General features: G+C 69.5%; 21 protein-coding genes. 12 read left to right on the forward strand and 9 right to left on the reverse strand.

Going from position 1 to position 20,509, the window contains the following annotated elements; translation table 11 throughout:
- The first annotated feature begins 105 nt into the window (after positions 1-105).
- A complete protein-coding gene (locus tag RT91_RS04695; protein WP_035185896.1) occupies positions 106-1,074 on the forward strand; it encodes a diguanylate cyclase domain-containing protein in 969 nt (322 codons plus the stop codon).
- A gap of 131 nt (positions 1,075-1,205) precedes the next feature.
- Here RT91_RS04695 and mltG read toward each other — a convergent pair whose 3' ends face one another.
- The 6 genes from mltG to RT91_RS04725 all read right to left on the reverse strand — a co-directional run bounded on the left by mltG (position 1,206) and on the right by RT91_RS04725 (position 6,363).
- A complete protein-coding gene (gene mltG, locus RT91_RS04700; protein WP_035185898.1) occupies positions 1,206-2,201 on the reverse strand; it encodes an endolytic transglycosylase MltG in 996 nt (331 codons plus the stop codon).
- Between the two features lie 17 nt (positions 2,202-2,218).
- Positions 2,219-3,487 (reverse strand): beta-ketoacyl-ACP synthase II, encoded by a 1,269-nt coding sequence (gene fabF / locus RT91_RS04705; RefSeq protein WP_011942307.1) that lies wholly within the window; start codon positions 3,485-3,487, stop codon positions 2,219-2,221.
- 19 nt (positions 3,488-3,506) lie between these two features.
- On the reverse strand, positions 3,507-3,746 hold the full coding sequence (locus RT91_RS04710) for an acyl carrier protein (protein ID WP_007422686.1): 240 nt from the start codon (positions 3,744-3,746) through the stop codon (positions 3,507-3,509).
- A gap of 179 nt (positions 3,747-3,925) precedes the next feature.
- Positions 3,926-4,675, reverse strand: coding sequence for a 3-oxoacyl-[acyl-carrier-protein] reductase (gene fabG, locus RT91_RS04715; protein WP_007422685.1), 750 nt, complete (start codon positions 4,673-4,675; stop codon positions 3,926-3,928).
- A complete protein-coding gene (fabD, locus tag RT91_RS04720) occupies positions 4,665-5,624 on the reverse strand; it encodes an ACP S-malonyltransferase (RefSeq protein WP_035185899.1) in 960 nt (319 codons plus the stop codon). The genes fabG and fabD overlap by 11 nt, the downstream gene beginning before the upstream one ends.
- A gap of 148 nt (positions 5,625-5,772) precedes the next feature.
- On the reverse strand, positions 5,773-6,363 hold the full coding sequence (locus tag RT91_RS04725) for a polysaccharide biosynthesis/export family protein (RefSeq protein WP_007422683.1): 591 nt from the start codon (positions 6,361-6,363) through the stop codon (positions 5,773-5,775).
- 138 nt (positions 6,364-6,501) lie between these two features.
- On the opposite strand from RT91_RS04725, the gene RT91_RS04730 reads away from it, so the two are divergent.
- Both RT91_RS04730 and RT91_RS04735 read left to right on the forward strand, forming a co-directional pair.
- A complete protein-coding gene (locus RT91_RS04730; protein WP_035185900.1) occupies positions 6,502-8,658 on the forward strand; it encodes a polysaccharide biosynthesis tyrosine autokinase in 2,157 nt (718 codons plus the stop codon).
- Positions 8,659-8,665: 7 nt separating this feature from the next.
- Positions 8,666-10,030 (forward strand): hypothetical protein, encoded by a 1,365-nt coding sequence (locus RT91_RS04735; RefSeq protein WP_240314191.1) that lies wholly within the window; start codon positions 8,666-8,668, stop codon positions 10,028-10,030.
- On the opposite strand, the gene RT91_RS04740 is transcribed toward RT91_RS04735, so the two are convergent.
- From RT91_RS04740 to RT91_RS04750, 3 genes are read right to left on the reverse strand one after another with little or no spacing between them, the layout of a single operon-like run.
- Positions 9,988-10,209: a hypothetical protein gene (locus tag RT91_RS04740; protein ID WP_011942304.1), complete on the reverse strand. Its 222-nt coding sequence runs from the start codon at positions 10,207-10,209 to the stop codon at positions 9,988-9,990. The two genes, RT91_RS04735 and RT91_RS04740, sit on opposite strands and share 43 nt — an antisense overlap.
- Positions 10,210-10,216: 7 nt before the next feature.
- Positions 10,217-11,212 carry an acyltransferase family protein gene (locus RT91_RS04745; RefSeq protein WP_035185902.1) on the reverse strand — a complete coding sequence of 332 codons (996 nt, stop codon included), beginning with the start codon at positions 11,210-11,212 and terminating at the stop codon, positions 10,217-10,219.
- Complete coding sequence (locus RT91_RS04750; RefSeq protein WP_007423500.1) at positions 11,209-12,141, reverse strand: glycosyltransferase family 2 protein; 933 nt, start codon at positions 12,139-12,141, stop codon at positions 11,209-11,211. The genes RT91_RS04745 and RT91_RS04750 overlap by 4 nt, the downstream gene beginning before the upstream one ends.
- Before the next feature lie 184 nt (positions 12,142-12,325).
- Between RT91_RS04750 and RT91_RS04755 the strand changes: the two genes are divergently transcribed.
- The 9 genes from RT91_RS04755 to rplI all read left to right on the forward strand — a co-directional run bounded on the left by RT91_RS04755 (position 12,326) and on the right by rplI (position 20,492).
- Positions 12,326-13,480, forward strand: a complete 1,155-nt coding sequence (locus RT91_RS04755; RefSeq protein WP_240314192.1) for an outer membrane beta-barrel protein — start codon at positions 12,326-12,328, stop codon at positions 13,478-13,480.
- On the forward strand, positions 13,477-14,400 hold the full coding sequence (locus tag RT91_RS04760; protein ID WP_007423498.1) for a WecB/TagA/CpsF family glycosyltransferase: 924 nt from the start codon (positions 13,477-13,479) through the stop codon (positions 14,398-14,400). The genes RT91_RS04755 and RT91_RS04760 overlap by 4 nt, the downstream gene beginning before the upstream one ends.
- A complete protein-coding gene (locus RT91_RS04765; RefSeq protein ID WP_035185904.1) occupies positions 14,297-15,904 on the forward strand; it encodes a carboxyl transferase domain-containing protein in 1,608 nt (535 codons plus the stop codon). Before RT91_RS04760 ends, RT91_RS04765 begins: the two co-directional genes overlap by 104 nt.
- A 4-nt stretch (positions 15,905-15,908) precedes the next feature.
- Positions 15,909-16,697 carry an enoyl-CoA hydratase-related protein gene (locus tag RT91_RS04770; RefSeq protein WP_007423496.1) on the forward strand — a complete coding sequence of 263 codons (789 nt, stop codon included), beginning with the start codon at positions 15,909-15,911 and terminating at the stop codon, positions 16,695-16,697.
- Between the two features lie 5 nt (positions 16,698-16,702).
- Positions 16,703-18,691 carry an acetyl-CoA carboxylase biotin carboxylase subunit gene (locus RT91_RS04775; RefSeq protein ID WP_011942299.1) on the forward strand — a complete coding sequence of 663 codons (1,989 nt, stop codon included), beginning with the start codon at positions 16,703-16,705 and terminating at the stop codon, positions 18,689-18,691.
- Between the two features lie 15 nt (positions 18,692-18,706).
- Positions 18,707-19,006, forward strand: a complete 300-nt coding sequence (locus RT91_RS04780) for a putative quinol monooxygenase (protein WP_035185905.1) — start codon at positions 18,707-18,709, stop codon at positions 19,004-19,006.
- A gap of 145 nt (positions 19,007-19,151) precedes the next feature.
- Positions 19,152-19,628, forward strand: coding sequence for a 30S ribosomal protein S6 (rpsF, locus tag RT91_RS04785; protein ID WP_007423703.1), 477 nt, complete (start codon positions 19,152-19,154; stop codon positions 19,626-19,628).
- A gap of 3 nt (positions 19,629-19,631) precedes the next feature.
- Complete coding sequence (gene rpsR, locus RT91_RS04790; protein ID WP_011942298.1) at positions 19,632-19,919, forward strand: 30S ribosomal protein S18; 288 nt, start codon at positions 19,632-19,634, stop codon at positions 19,917-19,919.
- Positions 19,920-19,931: 12 nt separating this feature from the next.
- Complete coding sequence (gene rplI / locus RT91_RS04795; protein WP_007422451.1) at positions 19,932-20,492, forward strand: 50S ribosomal protein L9; 561 nt, start codon at positions 19,932-19,934, stop codon at positions 20,490-20,492.
- The last annotated feature ends 17 nt before the right edge of the window (positions 20,493-20,509 follow it).

The following is a 20,509-nucleotide window of genomic DNA, read 5'->3' on the forward strand; positions in this document are numbered from 1 at the left end:
CGGCAGGCGTTCCGTATCTTGTGTGGGCGCGACCATGCTGAGCAGGGTCGCACCTGTCAATCCGGTGGTAATCCGTTGTTTACCTGATCCTGCGAAAACGCATCCATGACGAATCGGGCAGATTTTTCGACGGACTCGTATGCGAATGCCGGTTCGGCAGGCGGCGGAAATGCGGAGCGCTTCGACCGCCTGGTGCGCATGATCGAAAGCCTGGCCGGATTGCCGGATGCGGCGACCGCCGGCTCGGCCGCCTGCGCCCTGCTGGCGGCGGAATTCGCCGATTCGGGCGTCTGTATTGTCGCTCGTCCGGTCCCGCCGCTGACGGGGGCCGAGACCGTTCTGGCCGATTACCCCTACGGCATCGGCCTTGCCGACATGCCGGGGGGCGAATCGATCACCATTCCGGTCGATCTCGGCAACGTGACGGCCGGACGATCGGTCAGCGCCGCGCTCCTGGCATGGCGCAGCCCGGGAGACAGGCGGTTCACCGCAGCGGAAACGGAACTTCTGACCGCGATCGGCCCGCATCTGCGCACGCTCGTCGTGCGCCTGCTCGATGTCGCCGGTGGTGGCAAGCGTAATGCGCTCGACCCCGAAACGGGCTTGTGGCCGTTGCCGAGTTTTCTTGCGCAGGCCGATCGGCGGTTTGACCGGCTCGATATCGAGGAGCGGGTTGGCACCATGTTCGCCATTGGCTGGGTAAAGTCGGGCGGCGCGACGGGCTCCGAGGCGTCTTCGGCGGTCATTCGCGAATCGGCGGAAACGCTGCGTGACATGCTGCGGCCGAGCGACCTGATCGGCCGGATCGGGCCGACCCGGCTTGCCGCCTGGTGTGACGGCGTCGATCACCTGATTGCGGCCGAGCGTGGCGACCGGATCGTGGCAAGGCTTGATGCGATGCTGGCCGGCACCGGCCGTCATGCGGCCATCGGCATCGCGTCGCGCTGGGCGCGTTCGGGCGACGATCCAGCCACCGTGCTTGCCAATGCCCGCGCCGGACTTGAACAGGCACGGCTCACTTCGGCGGCGACAGGCCGGCCAGTGGTGCGGATTTGGCAATCCGAAATTTCCTAGTGTCCCGAATCTGAAATCCATCGGATTTCAAATTCAAAGTAGACGCTAGGAAAATCAATGATTTAGTAGCCTGCTTGTCCCTGAAATTCACCCACGAATTTCAGGGGCAGGATACTGGAGCATCATCTCCGTCAGCGGGTGGTCGGCGGGGCGCTGGCTTTTTTCGATGTTCGAGCGAGATAGCGCGCGATGTTGGCGCGCTGTTTGGCGAAGGTCCGGGCAAATACATGGCCTCCCTTGCCTGTCGCGACGAAGAACAGCGCGTCGGTGTCGGCGGGGTGAAGCACGGCGCGGATCGCTGCGAGACCCGGCGCGCAGATCGGCCCCGGCGGCAGGCCGTGGTGGCGATAGGTATTGTAGGGACTCGCGGTCGATAAATCGTGGTCGTCGACGCGGTGGGTGAGGGCGGTCGACCGGCCATGGGTGACGGCGAAGATCACTGTCGGGTCGGCCTGGAGCATCATGCCCTTGCCCAGCCGGTTCTCGTAGACCCCGGCGATTTTTGGCAGTTCCGCGGGAAGCGGCGTCTCCAGTTGCACGATCGAGGCGAGAATGAGCGCCTGCCGCGGGGATTGCAGCGGCAGGCCCTGGGCGCGCGATGCCCAGGCCTTCGCCAGCGCGGTTCGCATCGCCGTCTGCATGCGGGCAATGATGGCGGCTCGCCTTGTGCCGTAGGTATAATCATAGGTCTGCGGCAGCACGCTGCCCTCGGGCGGCGGTGCCACGTGGCCGGTGGCGTCCGGCAGGGCGTTGATGATGTCGGCGATCTGCACCGACGTCAGACCTTCGGGGATGGTCGCCTTGTGTTCCACTTCCGGCGCGAAGCGCAGCGTGCGCAGCACCGAACGCAGGCTGCCATGATCGATGAAACGGAATTCGCCGGAGCGGATCGGCCCTTGCCGGCTGGTGAGGAACGCCGCCAATTCGAAGATCAGGGGTGTGCGAATAACCTTCTTCCGCGCCAGCAGCCCGGCGACCTGCCTTGTGCTGCCGGGCGGGATGTAGATGTCGGCGGAGGCCGGGAGCGGGCCCGGGCCATCATAGGCCTGGTTGACGGCCATGCGGCCCAGCTGCAGCAGCACCAGAACGGTGAGCAGCAGGAGGATGAGGCGCCCGCTTCCCCGCATGCCCGCCGGGGCCAGGCTCAGCCTGGCTTGCGGAACAGGATCGAGGCGTTGGTGCCGCCGAAGCCGAAGCTGTTGGACAACACGATATCGATCTTGCGCTGCTGGGCGGTATGGGCGACGCGGTCGATCACGCTGGCGCGGCTCGGCTCGTCAAGATTGAGGGTTGGCGGGGCGATGCCGTCGCGCAGGGCGAGGATCGAGAAGATCGCCTCCACCGCGCCGGCGGCGCCGAGCAGGTGGCCGGTCGCCGATTTGGTCGAGGACATCGCCACGGTCTTCGCTGCGTCGCCGAACAGGTTTTCCACGGCTTCGAGTTCGAGGTCGTCGCCCATCGGGGTCGAGGTGCCGTGCGCGTTGATGTAGTCGACATCCGCCGGCGTGAGGCCGCCGGATTTCAGCGCCGCTTTCATCGCACGGAAGGCGCCGTCGTGATGCGGTGCGGGGGCGGTGATGTGGTGCGCGTCGCCGGACATGCCGTAGCCCGCGATCTCGGCGTAGATTTTCGCGCCGCGCCTCTTGGCGTGCTCGTATTCCTCGAGGAACAGCACGCCAGCGCCTTCGCCCATGACGAACCCGTCGCGGTCCTTGTCCCACGGGCGGGAGGCGGCCTTCGGATTGTCGTTGAACGCGGTGGACAGGGCGCGTGAGGCGCAGAACCCGGCGATGCCGATTTCACAGACGGCCCCTTCGGCGCCGCCGGCGAGCATGATGTCGGCATCGCCAAAGGCGATGAGCCGCGCGGCATCGCCGACAGCGTGAACGCCCGTGGCGCAGGCGGTGACCGCGGAATGGTTCGGTCCCTTGAGCCCGAACCGGATCGAGACGTGCCCCGACACGAGATTCACCAGGGCGGACGGAATGAAGAAGGGCGAAAGCCGGCGGGCCCGGCCCTCATGCACCATGACGGACGCTTCGTAGATGGTCTGCAGGCCGCCGATGCCGGAGCCGATCATCACGCCGGCGGCGCAACGCTCTTCTTCGGTCTCGGGTGTCCAGCCCGAATCCTCCATTGCCTCGACGGCCGCGGCCATGCCGAGATGGATGAAGCGGTCCATCTTCTTCTGTTCCTTGGGCGGAACCCACTCATTGAGGTCGAATCCGCCATCCGCCCGCGATCCCGCGGGCAGTTCGCCCGCGACCTTGCAGGGCAGCTCCGCCGGGTCGAACCCGGTTATCGGACCGATGCCCGATTCGCCGGCGACCAGACGCCGCCAGACATGCTCGACCCCGACCCCGAGCGGGCTCGCGATCCCCATGCCTGTCACCACGACCCGACGCATGTTCATGTCCCGTCCGCTACCCGACTTATTCGGCTTTCTTTTTCTCGATATAGTCGATGGCGTCCTTCACGGTGCCGATCTTTTCGGCGGCGTCCTCGGGGATTTCCACGCCGAAGGCTTCCTCGAAGGCCATCACCAGTTCGACGGTGTCGAGGCTGTCCGCGCCCAGATCGTCGATGAAGGAGGCTTCCGGGGTCACCTTGGCTTCGTCCACGCCGAGATGCTCGACGACGATCTTCTTAACTTTTTCGGCGACTTCACTCATCGAATTCGTGCTCCTGTAGCGATTATCGATCGTTGGGCGGTTTGAACCGGCGGCGTCGACCATCCCGCCACCGGTCGAATGGATAGCATGCGTTGATCATGCCGCACGAGGCTGGCGTCATGATCGCTGCGAAAGTCCGGCGCGCTTAGCATGGTTCGCCCGGTCGCGCCAACCGCGGCTCAGATCATGGCCATGCCGCCATTCACGTGCAGCACCGCGCCGGTGACCCAGGCGGCCGCGTCGGAGGCGAGATAGGCGACGGAGGCTGCGATATCCTCCGGCTTGCCGAGGCGGCCGAGCGGGATCTTGTCCGCAAGCGAGGCACGCTGCGCCTCGTTCAGGGCATCGGTCATCGCCGTCTCGACGAAGCCGGGGGCGACGAGATTGACCGTGATGTTGCGCGAGGCAACTTCCTGCGCCATCGCTTTGGTCATGCCGATCAGGCCGGCCTTGGCGGCGGCGTAGTTCACCTGGCCCGGGTTGCCGGTGCTGCCGACGATGCTGCCGATATTGATGATCCGCCCGCTGCGGCGGCGCATCATCCCCTTCATGACGGCACGGGAGAGGCGGAACGGCGCGGCAAGGTCGACGTCCATCACGCTGGCCCATGCCTCGTCCGACATGCGCAGCAGAAGGCCGTCGCGGGTCAGGCCGGCATTGTTCACCAGGATGTCGATGTGGCCGAGAGCCGATTCGGCCGCGGCGATCAGCGCGTCGGCGGCCTTCGGGTCGGACAGGTCGGCCGGGCAGACATGGGCGCGTTCGCCGAGTTCGGCGGCGAGCGCCGTGAGGTTTGCCTCGCGGGTGCCGGAGAGGGCGACGGCCGCGCCGAGGCCGTGCAGCGTGCGCGCAATCGCGGCGCCGATGCCGCCGGAGGCGCCGGTGACCAGCGCCGTGCGGCCTTCGAGCGAAAAGAGTTCAGCCGACATGCTTCGCCAACTCCTCGAGTTCGGCAGGTGTGCCGCAGGACAATGCTTCGGCGTCCGGCGCGATGCGCCGCGCGAGGCCGGAAAGCACCTTGCCCGCGCCGAGTTCGATGAAGCGGGTAACGCCGAGCGCGGTCATGGTGGCCACCGATTCGCGCCAGCGCACGGGTGCCGTCACCTGCTCGACGAGCTTGGCCACGATGTCCGCCGGGTCGGTCGCCTTGGCCGCGGTCACGTTGGCGATCAGCGGCACGACCGGGGCATTGACCGCAACACTCGCGAGCGCCTCGCGCATCGCCTCGGCCGCGGGAGCCATCAGCGCGCAATGGAAGGGGGCGGAGACCGGCAGTTTCAGGGCGCGCTTGACGCCGCGGCCACGGGCGATCTCGATCGCCCGGTCAACGGCGGTGGCGGTGCCGGAAATCACGACCTGGCCGCCGCCGTTGTCATTGGCGACGGAGACGACCTCGTGTCCGTCCGGACCTTCGGCGGCCTCGGTGCAGATCGATTCGGCGGCGTCGAGCTCGACGCCGAGCAGCGCGGCCATCGCCCCCAGGCCGGGCGGCACGGCCTTCTGCATCGCGTTGCCGCGGATCCTGAGCAGGCGGGCGGCATCGGCCAGGGCGAAGGTGCCGGCGGCGGCGAGCGCCGAATATTCGCCGAGCGAATGGCCGGCGACCACAGCCGCGCGGTCGGCAATGCGGATCCCGGCTTCCTTCTCGAGGCAGCGCAGCACCGCGATCGACATCGCCATCAGCGCCGGCTGGGCATTCTCGGTCAGGGTCAGTTCCTCGGCCGGCCCCTCGAACATCAGGCGGGAGAGTTTCTGCTTGAGAACCTCGTCCACTTCCTCGAACACCTCGCGCGCCGGCGCGAAGGCGGCCGCGAGGTCGCGCCCCATGCCCACGACCTGGCTGCCCTGTCCTGGAAAGATGAAGGCGTTTACCGCCATGCTCCGTTTCTCCTGTCGTGTCGGCGACGTGGCCGGCGGCGTTCCGCCCGTCCGGGCGGTCCCGTGTTTACATGCGCTGACGGAGGCGCGGGGTAGATGCAGCGCGCGCGCAAGTCAATCTTTCGTCAACCTCCCGGTATCCATTTGTTCAGAAATGCCGCTCGAACACCCGGATCACGTCGCCCGGCTCGATCAGGGCGGAGACCGGCGCGCGATATTCGCGGGGGGTGCCGCCGGTCACCCGGATCACGCCCACTTCCGATTCCGCCGCCCGATAGGTGAACCCGCCGGCAAGGGAGACGGCGGCCAGCACCGTCATGCCCGGTTCGAACGCATACTGGTCGGGCTTGTTCACCTCGCCGAGGATCGAGAACGGGCGATAGGCCTTCACCTCCACCGCCACGGCCGGATGGCGCAGGATGCCCTTCGCCACCAGCGCGCGCGCGATGGCGCGGCGCAGCGCCGCCGTGGTCCGGCCGGCGGCGCGCACCGGGCCGAGCAGCGGCAGGTCGATCATGCCGGAGGCGTCGACGAGGTAGGTTGCCGTGAGCTGCTTCTGGCCGAACACGACGACGCGCAGACGGTCGCCTGTGCCGAGCCGATAGCCTCCGGGCGGGGCGGGCGGCAGGGGCGGCAGGCCGCTCCAGGCCGCGCAGCCGGACAACAAAGCCGGTGCGGCGAGGGCGGACACGGCCGTGGCGAGCAGATGGCGACGTGTTTCGCGGCGGAATTTCGGCATCACATGCAACCCTCGCCAGAAAATAGGCAAAATATACAACTTAAAATTGACTTAATTTCGTGTCGCAGACAGAATGCACAGGCAAGGGTTGGCTTTGCAAACCGGGCGGGTTTCCGGTGAACAGGAATCGGTTCTGAAATGGACACCGCGGCAAAAGCGCGAGACCGGGTCAGGCAGATCGGGGGGACAGCCGATCCGATCGATGCATTGCGCGCCGTTCGCCGCCATTGGCGCCTTGCCGTGCTGGTCGCGCTTGGCCTGCCATTGCTGTCGCTCGGCGCGCTTTCGCGCATGCGGCCGGTATACACGGCGACCGGAACGCTTCTCTACAATCCAGTCGATTTCAACCCGAAGTTGCTACGCGGCGTGGTCGAGACGCGGCAGGTCACCGATGCGCTGATGGCCAGCCAGGCAGCCATTCTGAAGAGCCCGGCCGTGGTGGCGCGAGTCATCGACGGGCTCGATCTGGGCGCGAGCCCGGAATTCGACCCCGCGCGGCAGCGTCCCTCCCTGTTGCGGCGCTGGCTCGGCAGCGCCGGCCCGCCGCTTCCGGTTGCGCCGGACGCGTTGCGCGACGCCGTCACCGCCCGGTTTCACATCGACGTCCCGGCCGGTTCCCAGTTGATCAACGTATCCTTCACCGCCCACGATCCGGCGCTGGCCGCACGGGCGGCGAACGCCGCCATGGCCGCCTATCTCGCCAGGGAACGCCGCGAAAGTCTCGCGGTGCTGGATCGTGCTCAGGCCTGGCTCGGCCAGCGGGCAAAGGCGACGGCGCATCGGCTCGAGGCTCTGGATGTCGCGATCGCGCGCGAACGGGCGCGCAGCGGCACGGTGCGCGGCGCGGGTGCGGCGCCGCTGACGAACGAGGAGGCGGGGCAACTGACCGGCAGCCTTGCGGCCGCGCGGGCCGACCTTGCGGCCGCGCGGGCGCGTCTTGCGGCGTTGAATGGCGGCAGCGAGGCCGAAGCCGCGGCCGCCGTTGCGCCGGAGATCGCGCCGATGCGCGCGAGAGAGGCGGAACTGGCCGCGAAATTGCGCGCGCTCGGCAGCACCGAAGGGCCAAACTATCCCGATATCCGCGCGACGAAGCGCGCCCTCGCCGCATTGCGCGGCCAGATCGCGGCGGAGACGGGGCGGTTGATCACGGCAGACAGGATGCGCGCCGCCGCCGCGGCGGCGCGGGTGAAAAGTCTGAAAGCGGAACTCGCGGCCGTGCGCGACCGGGCGGCGGCGCAGTCGGTCCGGGCGGCGCCGCTGGCCCGCCTCGAGGAAGAGCGCACGGCCGAAAGCGACCTGCTGCGCGCGCAGACCGAGCAGATCGGCACGCTCGAGAGCCATAGCGCGCTGACCCGGCCCGATGCGCGGATCATCGCCGCGGCCACCCGCCCGCTGCAGCCGAGCGGCCCGCGCAGCGCGGCGATCCTCTCCGGCGCGGTCCTGCTCGGGCTCTGCCTTGGCGTGCTGGCCGCTCTGCTGGCGGATTCGCTGAACGGAAGTTTCCGTTCCGGCGGGCAGGTCCGCGAGGCGCTGGAATTGCCCTGCATGGCATTGCTGCCCGAGGTCGGGCGGCGTGAGCGTCGCGGCCTGTCCGTGCCCGACTATGCGCGCCGTTACCCGTTTTCCGCCTTCGCCGAGCAGATCCGCGCGCTGCGAACCGGCCTCTGGCTTGCTCCCGGCGCCCCGCGCAGCCTGGCCGTCACGGCGGCGCGGCCGGGCGAGGGCAAGACGACGCTGGCGGTCAGCCTCGCCCTGTCGGTTGCGGCGAGCGGGGCGCGGGTTCTCGTGATCGACTGCGACATCCGGCAGCCGAGTTTCGACATGATCTTCGGGCTCGGCGGTCTGCCCGGACTGACCGACCACCTCGCCGGGCGAGCGACCCTGGAGGCCGCGATTCATCGACCGGGGCTGGAGGAGGGGGGAAGCCTGCCAGACGTGATGCCCGCCGGGGCCGTGGCGACCGAGGCGCTGGCTCTCTTCATGTCCGACCGGCTGGGCCGGTTGATGGCGGAACTGCACGGGCGCTACGATCTCGTGGTTCTCGATCTGCCGCCGGTCTTCGCCCTGGCGGAGGCGCAGCTGCTCGCGCGCGCGGCGGCCGCCACGCTGCTGTGCATCCGCTGGGGCCAGACCCCGCGGCGCACCGTGGCCGCGGCGCTCGCGCTGCTGGACCAGGGCGGGTTGCGGCTCGCCGGCGCCGCGCTCACGCGGGTCGACGGTCCGCGCCACGCCCGGTCGGGCTTTCCCGATTCGGAACTCTATCATCCGCGCTATGGCGGCTATTTCCGTCTTTGAGGTCGCCGTGCGCGCGTCGCGCCGTCCGGTGCCTGCCGCCGACGCCATCATGATTGGTGTCGCGGCGGCACTGATCCTGTGGCCCGCCCTCGTGAACGGATACCCGCTCATCTTTTCGGATACCGGGACCTACATCTCGCAGATGATGGAGCGGCATCTCGGCTGGGATCGGCCGCCTTTCTACAGTCTGCTCGTCCTTGCAGCCGGGCTTGGGCGCTCGCTCTGGCCCGTGATCGCCGGGCAGGGGCTGCTTGCCGCGGTCCTGATCCGGGCGACGCATCGGCTGCTGAGCCCCGATGCGGGGACGCTCGACAGCGCGCTGCTGCTGGTGATTCTGGCTGCCGGGTCTTCGCTGAGCTGGACCGCGGCGCAGGTGATGCCGGACATCTTCACGCCGTTGATGGTGCTGGCCTTCGCGATCCTGATTCTTGCGCCGCAAGGGGCGGCAGGCCTCATCGTCCCGGCCATGGTGATCGGTCTGGCGATTCTCGTGCATCTGAGCAACATGCCGATCTATGCGGGACTCTGCCTTTGCGTGCTGCCGCTGCGCGCGTTGCGGCAGCGGGTCCGCTGGCGGTTTCTGCTGCTGCCGTTCCTGCTCGGCATCGCCGGGCTGACCGCCGTGAACGCGATTGCGCGCGGCCGCATTTCGCCCTCGCCCTATGGCGGGACATTTCTGCTCGCACGCCTGATCGAGAACGGTCCCGCGCGGACGACACTCGCGCATGACTGTCCGAAGGCGGGTTGGGCACTTTGCGCCTATCGTGGCGATCTGCCGCGCACGGCCGATGGGTTCCTCTGGCGGGCGGATAGCCCGCTCTACCGCGCGGGAGGGCCGCGCCGGCTGATCGACCAGACCGATGCGATCGTGCGCCGGACCATCGTCGAGCATCCGGCCGCCGTCCTGAGCGCGGCGATACGGGATTTCGGCCTGCAACTCGTGATCTTTTCGCCGGGCAGTGGCCTGCGTCCCTGGTATGCGACGGCGTGGCAGACGATCCGCCGCGATCTGCCGCAGACGGCGTACGCGGCCTATCTCGCCAGCCGGCAGGCGCGCGGGCGGATGGCGGTGCCGCCCCTGCTTGCGGCATTCGTGCAGGCGCTCGCGGTCGGCGGGATGGGGCTGACCTGTGGCTTCGCGCTCTACGCGGCGGCGGCGCGGCGTCTCAGGCCCGAAGCGGCGTCACTCGGGCTGTTCTGCTGGATCGTCGTCCTGGCGCTCGCGGGTAATGCCGCGGTCACGGGCGCGCTATCGGGCCCGCATGCGCGGTACCAGAGTCGAATGGTGTGGCTGACGGTTCTGGCCGGATGGCTGGTGCTGCGCCAGATTCAGGCCGGATGCCGGTCGCGCCCGACCAGCAACACGACATAAAGTCGGAGGCGCCCGAAGCCGAGGCGGCGGCGCCAGTCGATCATGTGGGTCAGGCGGTGGCGCATGCCGAAATGCAGCTCGATCGCCCGAAGCTGCGCGTCGGAAAAACTCGCCGCGAGGTCGTGCGGCAGCGCATCGAGGAACCGGCCGAGCGGGGCCGAGCGTTCTGGTGCCGGCATGGCCGCATCACTCGGTCATCCGGTCGAGCACGGGAACGGAGCGCAACACCGCCCGCTTCAGCACCACCGGGCCGAGCAGGCCGGCGCTCATCAGCACCGCGGCGAAGGGGAGGAAATGCGTGCCGTTCCAGCCCGTGGCGAGCAGCAGCAGGCCTTTGGCGAGGCCGATGAAGATCGTGTTGAACAGGTAGATCATCAGGGAATACCGTCCGAGCGTTGCCAGTGTCCGGGCGGAGGATAGGCACGGAAATCTTACCAGGGCGTGAAGTGCGGGCATCGCCGTGAGGCCGAGCGTCACCAGGCGCAGATTGAACGGCAGCACGTTGCCGTCGAGCGCGACGAAGGCGAAGCCGGTCACGAAGGCAGCGATCAGCGGCCAGCGCCAGCGGTCGATCCAGCCGGTCCAGCGGTCGCCGAGGGCTCCTGCCGCGAGGCCGGCGCCGAAGAACAGCGCGTAGCGGCCTGTCTCGGCCAGGTAGAGATGCCAGGGCAGGGGGATGAACTGGAACGCGGCGAAGATGCAGATCACCGGCCAGAGGCGGCCGCGGCAGGCGGCGAGAAGCAGCGGCGTTGCCACACTGAGCAGGAAGAGCACCGCGAGGTACCACAGCGAGTAGGCCGGGCTGGCGAGCGGATGCCAGATCGTGTCCGCCAGTCCGCCGAGCAGGCCCTGCGGGGGGTTGTCAACATGGATGAAACGGGCGGCGGCGAGTTTTCCGGCGGTGATCGTGAATGCCATGACGGCGAAGGGGATCAGCAGGCGCCGCGCCCGCGCGCGGATCAGCCCCGGCCATCCCGCCGGCGGCGTTCCGGCATGGCCGGCCAGCCAGGCGACGAGCCCGCTGAGGTAGAAGAAGAACGGCATGTGGAAGCCATAGACCGCCCGGCGCAGCGCCGGATACCAGAGCACATGCGCCGGGTCTTGCCGGGCGACGATATGGCCGAAGACGACCAGCGAGATGGCGAGACCCTTGGCGCGGTCGATATCCGCCCGTCGGTTCACGGCAGGGCTGGATGCACGATGTGCCCCTCGCCCAGCGCGCCGCGCAGGAAACCGCGGGCGTAGGCGGCCTTGCAGCGCAGACCGATCTGGCCGGTGCTCGCCGGCGGCCAGAGGCCGAACGGGGCGAGCAGCAGCGCGTGCAGCGCGAGGCGCGCGGCCCGCGCGAGGCGTGGCTCGCCGAGGGCGCCCAGCATCACCGCCTCGGATACGCCGGACCAGTATTGCCGGCGGACCAGCCAGGCGGGGTTGAGGCGCGAGCGGTCGATCTCGTGATGCACCACGAGGTCCGGCGTGAAGCGCACCTTCAGCCCGCCCCGGCGGAGACGGCGGATGATGTAGGTTTCCTCGTTCGAGATCATCAGCCCGGCGCGCCGGCCGAGACAGGTGGGAAACCCGCCGAAACGGGCGAGAACATCGCGCCGGAAGGCGATGTTGGCGCCATAGGGATCGATGTCGGCGACCCCCGGCTCGCTCGGCCGCACCTGGTCGATGATGGTCAGCACGGCGCGCAGCGAGGGCGGCCACCAGCATGGCAACTGAGCCTGCCATTGCGGCAGGATCGGGCCGCCGGTCGCGGCCAGTTCCGGGTCCGCCGCGACGGTGCGCAGCAGCACGGCGCACCAGTCCCGGGCAGGGGTGGCGTCGTCATCGAGATAGGCGATCCACCTGCCCCGCGCGGCCGCGAGGGCGGCGTTGCGCGCCTCGCTCAGTCCGGGTGCGGGCAACCGGACATGCGTGGCGCCGTGGCGGGCGGCGGCGGCGCGGATCAGCTCTGCCTCGCGCGGTGCCGAACCGGAGTCGATGACGAGCGTCTCTACCCCCTCGGGCGCGGGTGAAAGCGCCGCGAGGCAGCGTTCGGTCTCGCGGCCGCGGTTATGGGTGCAGATCGCAACGCTGAGGCGTATCGGGTCTATGGCGGCGTCTTGCATGAGTGCCCCTGTTTTTTGCACGACACACAATTAAAGGTTGTGTATACCTGAGCGCAAATGACCGCTGATTGCAATTGATTTGATAGATTTTCCGGCCCTCCTGCGGTGCATTCTTTTTGCATTGCCCGCGCTTGTCGCGGCCGGGGGGGCCGCGCGGGGGGATTCGCTGGGCAGTTTCCTGCCGATGGCGATCCCGGGTTTCGGCGTCGCGCCGGGGGTTTCTGCGCGCTCCCGCCTGCATTCGGGCGATTTTCCGGTCCCCCTTGCGCCGCTCGCGAGCGCCGGACTTGAGGTGTTTCCCCGTCTCGCGGTCGATGCCGGGCTCGATACTGCGCCCGGCGCCGGCCAGGGGATCACGGCGATGGGCATGGTGCGGCCGGAAGTGCGGCTGGCCGACCCCGAACTGGGCCTTGCCGGATTCGCGAATGCCGAGCTGGACCGCTATGCCCGCGATCCCGCCGCCAATGCCAACCGGGTGACGGCGGCGCTCGGCCTCGCCCTGCCGTTCGGGCCGGACCGGATCACGCTCGGTGCCGCCCATGTCAGCACAGCGCAGACGGCGCTGGGACTCGCCGCCAATGGCGGGGCGGCGCCGCTCGACGTGACGACGGATGCCGGCCGGATCGGCCTGAGGTTCGGCTTCGGCGCCTTCGACGCCACGGCGCGGGTCTGGTTCGGACGCGACCGTGTGGCCGCCGTCGGCGTGGGGCCGGCCGGCTTCGGCAGCCGCGCCATCACGCGCGGGCAAGTCGCGCTGGAAACGGCGGATGGCGCGCCACTGCGGGAACTTCTCCTGCTGCGGGCCGGCACGACCCGGTATGCAGGGGCGCTGCCTGGCAGCGGCTTTGCCGACAGTTCGAGCCTTGCCGTGCTGGCCGGCGGGGTGACCGGCGCGCGGGCGCTGTGGCGCCTGCGCGTGGTCGGCGGCGCCGAGCGGATCCGCTATGCGGAAGGGGGACCGGCGTCCGGCATTGCCGTGGTTGGCGACTTGGCGCTGCAATGGACGCCGGATCCGCTGATCGCCGTCGATCTCGATCTGTCGCGCCGAGCGGGAGCGGATGGCGGGTTCGGCGTGCCGGGCAGCATCCTGACGACCGAGCGGCTCGGCCTTGCCGAATCCTATGCGCGCGACCTGTTGTTCACCGTCGATGTCGCCGCGCGGCAGGGGCGGGTTTCCGGCCATGCGGCGACCGAGGCCGACGTGACGGCCGGCGCGCTGTGGCGGCTGTCCCGCGCCGTCTCGTTCAGGCCGTCGGCCAGTTTCGCCTTGCGACACGACCTGCCCGGCTCGGCGCCGCACGAGGCGCGGCTGATGCTATCACTGGTCTGGACGCCATGAGGGGGCAGCGCTTCGCGCCGTTCGGCATCCGTTTCGATCGCCTCGGGCCGGAGGCGGCGCTCGGCTTCGTGCTGCGCTGGGACCGGCGCCGGCCGTTCGGCTATGTCGTGACGCCGAATGTCGATCATCTCGGTCGGTTGCGGCGGGGCGGAGACTTGCGAACGGCTTATGACGATGCCGCGCTGTGTCTGCTGGATTCGCGGGTTGCGGCGGGTCTCGCGCGGATCTGCGGCGTTGTGCCGCCGCCGGTGGTGACCGGGGCGGACCTGCTGGCGGCGGTGATGCCGGCGCTGGAGATGCGCGGCGCGAGGGTGGCGGTCGTCGGCCTCGATGCCGCGGCGATGGACGCCTTCGCCGCATGCTATCCGGGCGTCGATTTCACCCATGCCGAACCGGCCCGCGGGTTCGAGCATGACGAGGCGGCCCTCGGCGCGGTGGTGGACTTCATCGAGCGCGCGCGGGCGGATTGCACGATCCTCGCCGTGGGATCGCCGCGGCAGGAGGTGCTGGCGCAGGCGGTGCGGCGGCGCGGACGCGCCCTGGGCATCGGGCTGTGCGTCGGCGCGGCGCCGCTGTTTCTGTCCGGGGTGCTGCGCCGCGCGCCGGCGCCGTTGCGGGCGGCGGGGCTGGAATGGGCATGGCGCCTGATGCGCGAGCCGGCGCGCCTGGCACGGCGCTATCTGATCGACGGACCGCCGGTTCTGCTGGCGCTGGCGCGGGAGTTTCGCCGCCCCGCCTTGCCGGGGGCAGGCAGTTGCGCGATAGACAGGAGCATAATCAACGGGATGGAGGCGCAATGTTCAGGCAGACTGACGCATGACGGCGTTCCGCTCGTCGCTCGATCCGCGCAGCGCCGCGTTTCGGGCGAATCAGGAGGCGATGCGCAGCCTGGTCGAGGATCTGCGCGCCAGGGTGGATGACATCCGCGCCGGCGGCGGTGAAGCGGCGCGGGAGCGGCATGTCGGGCGGGGGAAGCTGCTGCCGCGCGACCGGATCCGCACGCTGATCGACCCTGCATCGCCCTTCCTCGAATTCTCCCAGCTCGCCGGGTACGGCATGTATGACGAGCCGGTGCCGGCCGGCGGCATCATCACCGGGATCGGCCGGGTGTCGGGGCGGGAATGCGTGATCGTCGCCAACGACGCCACGGTGAAGGGCGGCACCTACTACCCGATCACGGTCAAGAAGCACCTGCGCGCCCAGGCGATCGCGGCGCAGAACCGGCTGCCCTGCGTCTATCTCGTCGATTCCGGCGGCGCCAACCTCCCCAACCAGGACGAGGTCTTCCCCGACCGCGAGCATTTCGGCCGCATCTTCTACAATCAGGCGCAGATGTCTGCGGCGGGGATCGCGCAGATCGCGGTGGTGATGGGCTCCTGCACCGCCGGCGGCGCCTATGTGCCGGCCATGGCCGATGAGAGCATCATCGTCCGCGAGCAGGGGACGATCTTTCTCGGCGGCCCGCCGCTGGTGAAGGCGGCGACCGGCGAGGTGGTCACCGCCGAGGCGCTGGGCGGGGCCGACGTGCATACGAGGGTCTCCGGTGTGGCCGATCATTTCGCCGAGTCGGACGCGCATGCCCTCGGCATTGCCCGGCGGATCGTCGGCGGGCTGAACACCCGCAAGCCGGCGCAGATGGACCTGCTCCCGCCACGGCCGCCGGTGGGGGCGCCGGATGCGATCTATGGCGCCGTGCCGGCCGATCCGCGCACGCCCTATGACGTGCGCGAGGTGATCCGGCTCATCGTCGATGCCGGCGAATTCGACGAGTTCAAGGCGCGCTACGGCACGACGCTGGTGACCGCCTTCGCCCGCATCTGGGGCTATCCCGTCGGCATCGTCGCGAATAACGGCGTGCTGTTCTCCGAATCGGCGCTCAAGGGCGCGCATTTCATCGAGCTCTGCGCGCAGCGGGGGATTCCGCTGGTGTTCCTGCAGAACATCACCGGCTTCATGGTCGGGCGGAAATACGAATCCGGCGGCATCGCCAGGGACGGCGCAAAGCTGGTGACGGCGGTGGCCACCGCGAACGTGCCGAAATTCACCGTGATCATCGGCGGCTCGTTCGGGGCCGGGAATTACGGCATGTGCGGCCGGGCCTACGATCCGCGCTTCCTGTGGATGTGGCCGAACGCGCGGATCTCGGTGATGGGCGGGACGCAGGCGGCGTCGGTGCTGGCGACGCTCCGGCGCGACAATATCGAGGCGCGGGGCGGCGCGTGGTCGGCGGCGGAGGAGCAGGCGTTCCGGGCGCCGATCGAGGCGCAGTACGAGCATCAGGGGCATCCTTATTACGCCAGCGCCCGGCTGTGGGACGATGGGGTGATCGACCCGGCGGATACGCGGATGGTGCTGGCGCTCGGGCTCTCGGCGAGCCTGAACGCGCCGATCGAGCCGACGCGGTTCGGCCTGTTCAGGATGTGAGGCGATGAGCGAACCGGTTGAATTTTCCCTGGCCGAAGACGGCACCGCGACGATCTCGATGAACCGCCCCGCGCTGCACAACGCGTTCGACGAGGGGATGATCGCGGCGCTCACCGCCGCCTGCCTGCGGGCGGGCGAGGATCCGCGCGTCCGCCGCGTGGTGCTGGAGGGGCGGGGGAAGAGTTTTTCCGCGGGCGCCGATCTCAACTGGATGCGTCGCAGCGCGGCTTACACGGCCGAGCAGAACCACGCGGACGCGCTGGGGCTGGGCCGGCTGATGCGGACGCTGAACGACCTGCCGAAGCCGGTGATCGGGCTGGTGCAGGGGGCGGCCTTCGGCGGTGGCGCCGGGCTTGCGGCGTGCTGCGACATCGTGATCGCCGCGGAGGATGCGAAATTCTGCTTCTCCGAGGTCCGCCTCGGCCTGATCCCGGCGGTGATCAGCCCCTATGTCGTCGCCGCGATCGGGCCGCACCAGGCGCGGCGGTATTTTTGCTCCGCCGAGGTGATCCCCGCGCCGGAGGCGATGCGGATCGGACTCGCGCATATCGTGGCGCCGCGCGACGGGCTGGCGGCGGCGCGGGATGCGATGATCGCGACCCTCGCCCAGGGCGGGCCCGAGGCGCAGGCGGATGCGAAGGCGCTGGTCGGCGATGTCGCGGGCCGGGATATCGATGATGCGCTGGTGAACATGACGGCGCGGCGCATCGCCGATCGCCGCGCGAGCGCCGAGGCGCAGGAAGGCCTGGCCGCGTTTCTGGAGAAACGCGCGCCGTCCTGGCGGGCGGGGTGAGCGCGATGTTCGGATCGGTCCTGATCGCCAATCGCGGAGAGATCGCCTGCCGGGTGATCCGCACGGCGCGGCGGATGGGGCTGCGCAGCATCGCGGTGTTCTCGGATGCCGATGCGGGGGCGGCGCATGTCGCGATGGCGGATGCGGCGGTGCGGATCGGGCCGCCGGCGGCGGCGGAGAGCTATCTCGCGATCGACCGGATCATCGAGGCGGCGCGGCGCACCGGTGCCGAGGCGATCCATCCGGGTTACGGGTTTCTCAGCGAGAACGCCGATTTCGCGGAGGCCTGCGCCGCGGCGGGGCTCGTGTTCGTCGGGCCGCCGGCGGAAGCGATCCGGGCGATGGGCTCGAAATCGGCGGCGAAGGCGCTGATGGAACAGGCCGGCGTGCCGCTGGTGCCCGGCTATCACGGCGCGGACCAGGACCCGGCGGCGCTGGCGCGGGCGGCGGCGGAGATCGGCTATCCGGTGCTGATCAAGGCGTCCGCCGGCGGCGGCGGCAAGGGCATGCGCGTGGTGCGCGCGGCGGCCGATTTCGCGGCCGAGCTCGACCGGGCGAAGGGCGAGGCGCGCGCCGCCTTCGGCGATGACCGCGTGCTGGTCGAGAAATACCTGACGAAGCCGCGGCATATCGAGATCCAGGTCTTCGCCGACACCCACGGCAACGTGGTTTCGCTGCACGAGCGCGACTGCTCGATCCAGCGGCGGCACCAGAAGATCGTCGAGGAGGCGCCGGCGCCGCTGATCGACGAGGCGATGCGCGCGGCAATGGGCAAGACGGCCTGCGACGCCGCGCGGGCGATCGGCTATGTCGGCGCCGGAACGGTCGAGTTCATCGCCGAGGATGGCGCGTTCCACTTCATGGAAATGAACACGCGGCTGCAGGTCGAGCATCCGGTGACCGAGATGATCACCGGGATCGACCTCGTCGAATGGCAGTTCCGCGTGGCCGCGGGCGAGGCGCTGCCCCTGAAGCAGGAGGGGATCGGCCGGCGGGGCCACGCGGTGGAGGTGCGGCTCTATGCCGAGGACCCGGCCCGGGATTTCGCGCCCTCGACCGGCGCGCTGGCGCGGCTGCGCCTGCCGGCGGAGAGCCGCCATTTGCGGATCGAATCCGGCGTGCGCGCCGGCGACGAGGTGTCGGTGCATTACGATCCGATGATCGCCAAGCTCGTCACCTGGGACGAGGACCGGGACGGCGCGCTGCGGCACATGGCGCAAGCGCTGGCGGCCTGCGAGATCGACGGGGTGCAGACCAATCTCGACCTGCTGCGGCGGATCGTGACGCACCCGGATTTTTGCGCGGCCGCGCTCGATACCGGGTTCATCGCCCGGCACGAGGCGGCGCTGCTGCCGGCGCGGGGCGCGCCGCCGGTCGCGGTGCTGGCGGCGGCGGCGCATCGCTGGCTGGCCACGCTGCCGCAAAGCGGCGATCCTTCCGATCCGTGGTCGCCCTGGGCGACGCGCGCGGCCTGGCGGCTGAATGGCGAGCGTTTCCAGGATGTCGTGATCGAGGATGGCGAGGCCACGCACCATCTGCGCCTGCATCCGCGCGACGAGCGGCATTTCCGCCTCGACCACGCGGGGCGGGAGGTCTTCGTTTGCGTCGATGCGGCCGGCGAGGATGAAGTGTCGGTCGAGATCGACGGTATCGTCGCGCGGCTGGGCACGAGCGGCCAGGGGGGACGGATCGTCGTTTTTGCCGATGGCGCGCGCCACGTGCTGGCCGTCGCCGATCCGCACCGCGCGGCGGGCGAGGCGGACGGCGCGGCGGCGCGGGTCACCAGCGTGATGCCGGGCAAGGTCGTGGAACTCGCCGTCGCCGCGGGCAGCGCGGTGCGCGAGGGCGATCTGCTCGCGGTGATCGAGGCGATGAAGGTGCAGTTCCGCATCACCGCCCCGCGGGACGGGGTGATCGCCGCCCTCCATTGCGCGGTGGGCGACCTGATCGAGGACGGCGCCGAACTCATGGCGTTCGCCACCGATACGGACTGAAGGAAAGGACTCGAAATGCTGTGCATCATGGGAACGATCAGGCTGCCGGCCGACCGGATGGCGGCGGCGCGGGCGCCGATGGCGGCCATGATCGCGGCCACGCGGGACGAGGCGGGCTGCCTCGAATACGCCTTCGCCGAAGACGTGCTTGATCCCGGGCTGATTCGCGTCAGCGAGCGGTGGACCGATCAGCAGGCGCTCGACGCTCATGCCGCTTCGGCGCATATGCGGGCCTGGCGCGCGGCGCTGCGGGAGATCGGCGTGCTCGATCGCGACCTGACGCTCTACGACATCGGTCATCCCCGCGCGCTCTGATCGTGCCGCTTGCCATCCGTCGGGGATTGTGCGATTGGCCGCTCTTCCCTGCCGGGCGGATGGCATTTCGCCCGGCTATGCCCGTTTCCATGGGGGAAATAGGCGCTCACCGGCGCCGGGGCTGAAACCAACCACAGGGGGACATATGCCGCTATACGAATGCGTGCTGATCGCGCGCAGTGAAATCACGCAGCAGCAGGTCGACACCATCGCCGACGCGGTGACCGCCCAGGTCGAGAGCGAAAGCGGCGCGGTGAAGAAGCGCGAATACTGGGGCCTGCGCAATCTCGCCTACCGCATCAAGAAGAACCGCAAGGGCCATTACGTCCTGCTCGGGCTCGATGCCGAACCGGCGACGATCAGCGAGATGGAGCGCCAGCTCGGCCTGAACGAGGACGTGTTGCGCTTCATGACCGTGCGCGTCGAGGACATCGACGAGGCGCCGTCCGCGCCGCTCGCGCGCCGCGGCGAGGACCGTGATCGCGACCGCGGGTTCCGCGGGCCGAAGCCCGCCGGCCGCTTCGATTCGGGCCGCCGGCGCGGCGCCGATGATCGCGAGGAATACCGGGCGCGCGACGAGTATCGTTCGGACCGCGACGAAGATCAGAACGAGGAGAACTGAGCCATGTCCGACAGCATCGAGACCGCGCCGGTCAATACCCCGGCCGCCCGTCGCACCGCGGTCGGCGCGCGCCGTCCGTTCTACCGCCGCCGCAAGGCCTGCCCGTTCTCCGGCCCGAACGCGCCGAAGATCGATTACAAGGACGTCCGGCTGCTGTCGCGCTTCCTCTCGGAGCGCGGCAAGATCGTGCCGAGCCGCATCACCGCCGTTTCGGCCAAGAAGCAGCGCGAACTCGCGCGCGCCATCAAGCGCGCCCGCTTCCTCGCCCTGCTCCCCTACGTGGTCGATTGAGGAGCTAGCATCATGGCACAAGTCGAACTGATCCTGCTCCAGCGCGTCGAGCATCTCGGGCAGATGGGCGAAGTGGTGAAGGTGAAGCCGGGCTATGCCCGCAACTTCCTGCTGCCCCAGGCCAAGGCCGTGCGCGCCACCAAGCAGAACCGCGAGCGCTTCGAGCGTGAGCGTGCCCATCTCGAGGCGCAGAATCTCAAGCGCCGCGAGGAGGCCGAGCGCGTCGCCGAGCGCGTCGCCGGCCTGACCGTGACGCTGATCCGCCAGGCCAGCGACGCCGGCTCGCTCTACGGCTCGGTGACGTCGCGCGACATCGCCGATGCCTGTGGCGAAGCGAGCCTCGGCATCACGCGCAGCCAGGTCCTGCTGGTCCACCCGATCAAGACGCTGGGCCTTGCGACGGTTCGCGTGGCGCTGCATCCCGAAGTGCTGATCGATGTCGTCGTCAACGTCGCCCGCTCGCCGGAAGAGGCCGAGAAGCAGGCGCGTGGCGAGGCCATCATGCGCGAGGAAAGCGAGTACGAACTGGAGACCGGCGAGGAAGTCGCCGAGGGGCCGGAACAGACCGCCTGACCGGCATCCCGGGCTTC

Origin of the sequence: Acidiphilium sp. JA12-A1, assembly GCF_000724705.2 — a bacterium.
Taxonomy (GTDB): domain Bacteria; phylum Pseudomonadota; class Alphaproteobacteria; order Acetobacterales; family Acetobacteraceae; genus Acidiphilium; species Acidiphilium multivorum.

Excerpts from the sequence above, each read along its gene's own strand:
- RT91_RS04695 (WP_035185896.1), top strand. The coding sequence starts at position 106 with ATGACGAATCGGGCAGATTTTTCGACGGACTCGTATGCGAATGCCGGT.
- mltG (WP_035185898.1), bottom strand. The coding sequence starts at position 2,201 with ATGCGGGGAAGCGGGCGCCTCATCCTCCTGCTGCTCACCGTTCTGGTG.
- fabF (WP_011942307.1), bottom strand. The coding sequence starts at position 3,487 with ATGAACATGCGTCGGGTCGTGGTGACAGGCATGGGGATCGCGAGCCCG.
- RT91_RS04710 (WP_007422686.1), bottom strand. The coding sequence starts at position 3,746 with ATGAGTGAAGTCGCCGAAAAAGTTAAGAAGATCGTCGTCGAGCATCTC.
- fabG (WP_007422685.1), bottom strand. The coding sequence starts at position 4,675 with ATGTCGGCTGAACTCTTTTCGCTCGAAGGCCGCACGGCGCTGGTCACC.
- fabD (WP_035185899.1), bottom strand. The coding sequence starts at position 5,624 with ATGGCGGTAAACGCCTTCATCTTTCCAGGACAGGGCAGCCAGGTCGTG.
- RT91_RS04725 (WP_007422683.1), bottom strand. The coding sequence starts at position 6,363 with ATGCCGAAATTCCGCCGCGAAACACGTCGCCATCTGCTCGCCACGGCC.
- RT91_RS04730 (WP_035185900.1), top strand. The coding sequence starts at position 6,502 with ATGGACACCGCGGCAAAAGCGCGAGACCGGGTCAGGCAGATCGGGGGG.
- RT91_RS04740 (WP_011942304.1), bottom strand. The coding sequence starts at position 10,209 with ATGCCGGCACCAGAACGCTCGGCCCCGCTCGGCCGGTTCCTCGATGCG.
- RT91_RS04750 (WP_007423500.1), bottom strand. The coding sequence starts at position 12,141 with ATGCAAGACGCCGCCATAGACCCGATACGCCTCAGCGTTGCGATCTGC.
- RT91_RS04755 (WP_240314192.1), top strand. The coding sequence starts at position 12,326 with ATGGCGATCCCGGGTTTCGGCGTCGCGCCGGGGGTTTCTGCGCGCTCC.
- RT91_RS04760 (WP_007423498.1), top strand. The coding sequence starts at position 13,477 with ATGAGGGGGCAGCGCTTCGCGCCGTTCGGCATCCGTTTCGATCGCCTC.
- RT91_RS04765 (WP_035185904.1), top strand. The coding sequence starts at position 14,297 with ATGACGGCGTTCCGCTCGTCGCTCGATCCGCGCAGCGCCGCGTTTCGG.
- RT91_RS04770 (WP_007423496.1), top strand. The coding sequence starts at position 15,909 with ATGAGCGAACCGGTTGAATTTTCCCTGGCCGAAGACGGCACCGCGACG.
- RT91_RS04775 (WP_011942299.1), top strand. The coding sequence starts at position 16,703 with ATGTTCGGATCGGTCCTGATCGCCAATCGCGGAGAGATCGCCTGCCGG.
- RT91_RS04780 (WP_035185905.1), top strand. The coding sequence starts at position 18,707 with ATGCTGTGCATCATGGGAACGATCAGGCTGCCGGCCGACCGGATGGCG.
- rpsF (WP_007423703.1), top strand. The coding sequence starts at position 19,152 with ATGCCGCTATACGAATGCGTGCTGATCGCGCGCAGTGAAATCACGCAG.
- rpsR (WP_011942298.1), top strand. The coding sequence starts at position 19,632 with ATGTCCGACAGCATCGAGACCGCGCCGGTCAATACCCCGGCCGCCCGT.
- rplI (WP_007422451.1), top strand. The coding sequence starts at position 19,932 with ATGGCACAAGTCGAACTGATCCTGCTCCAGCGCGTCGAGCATCTCGGG.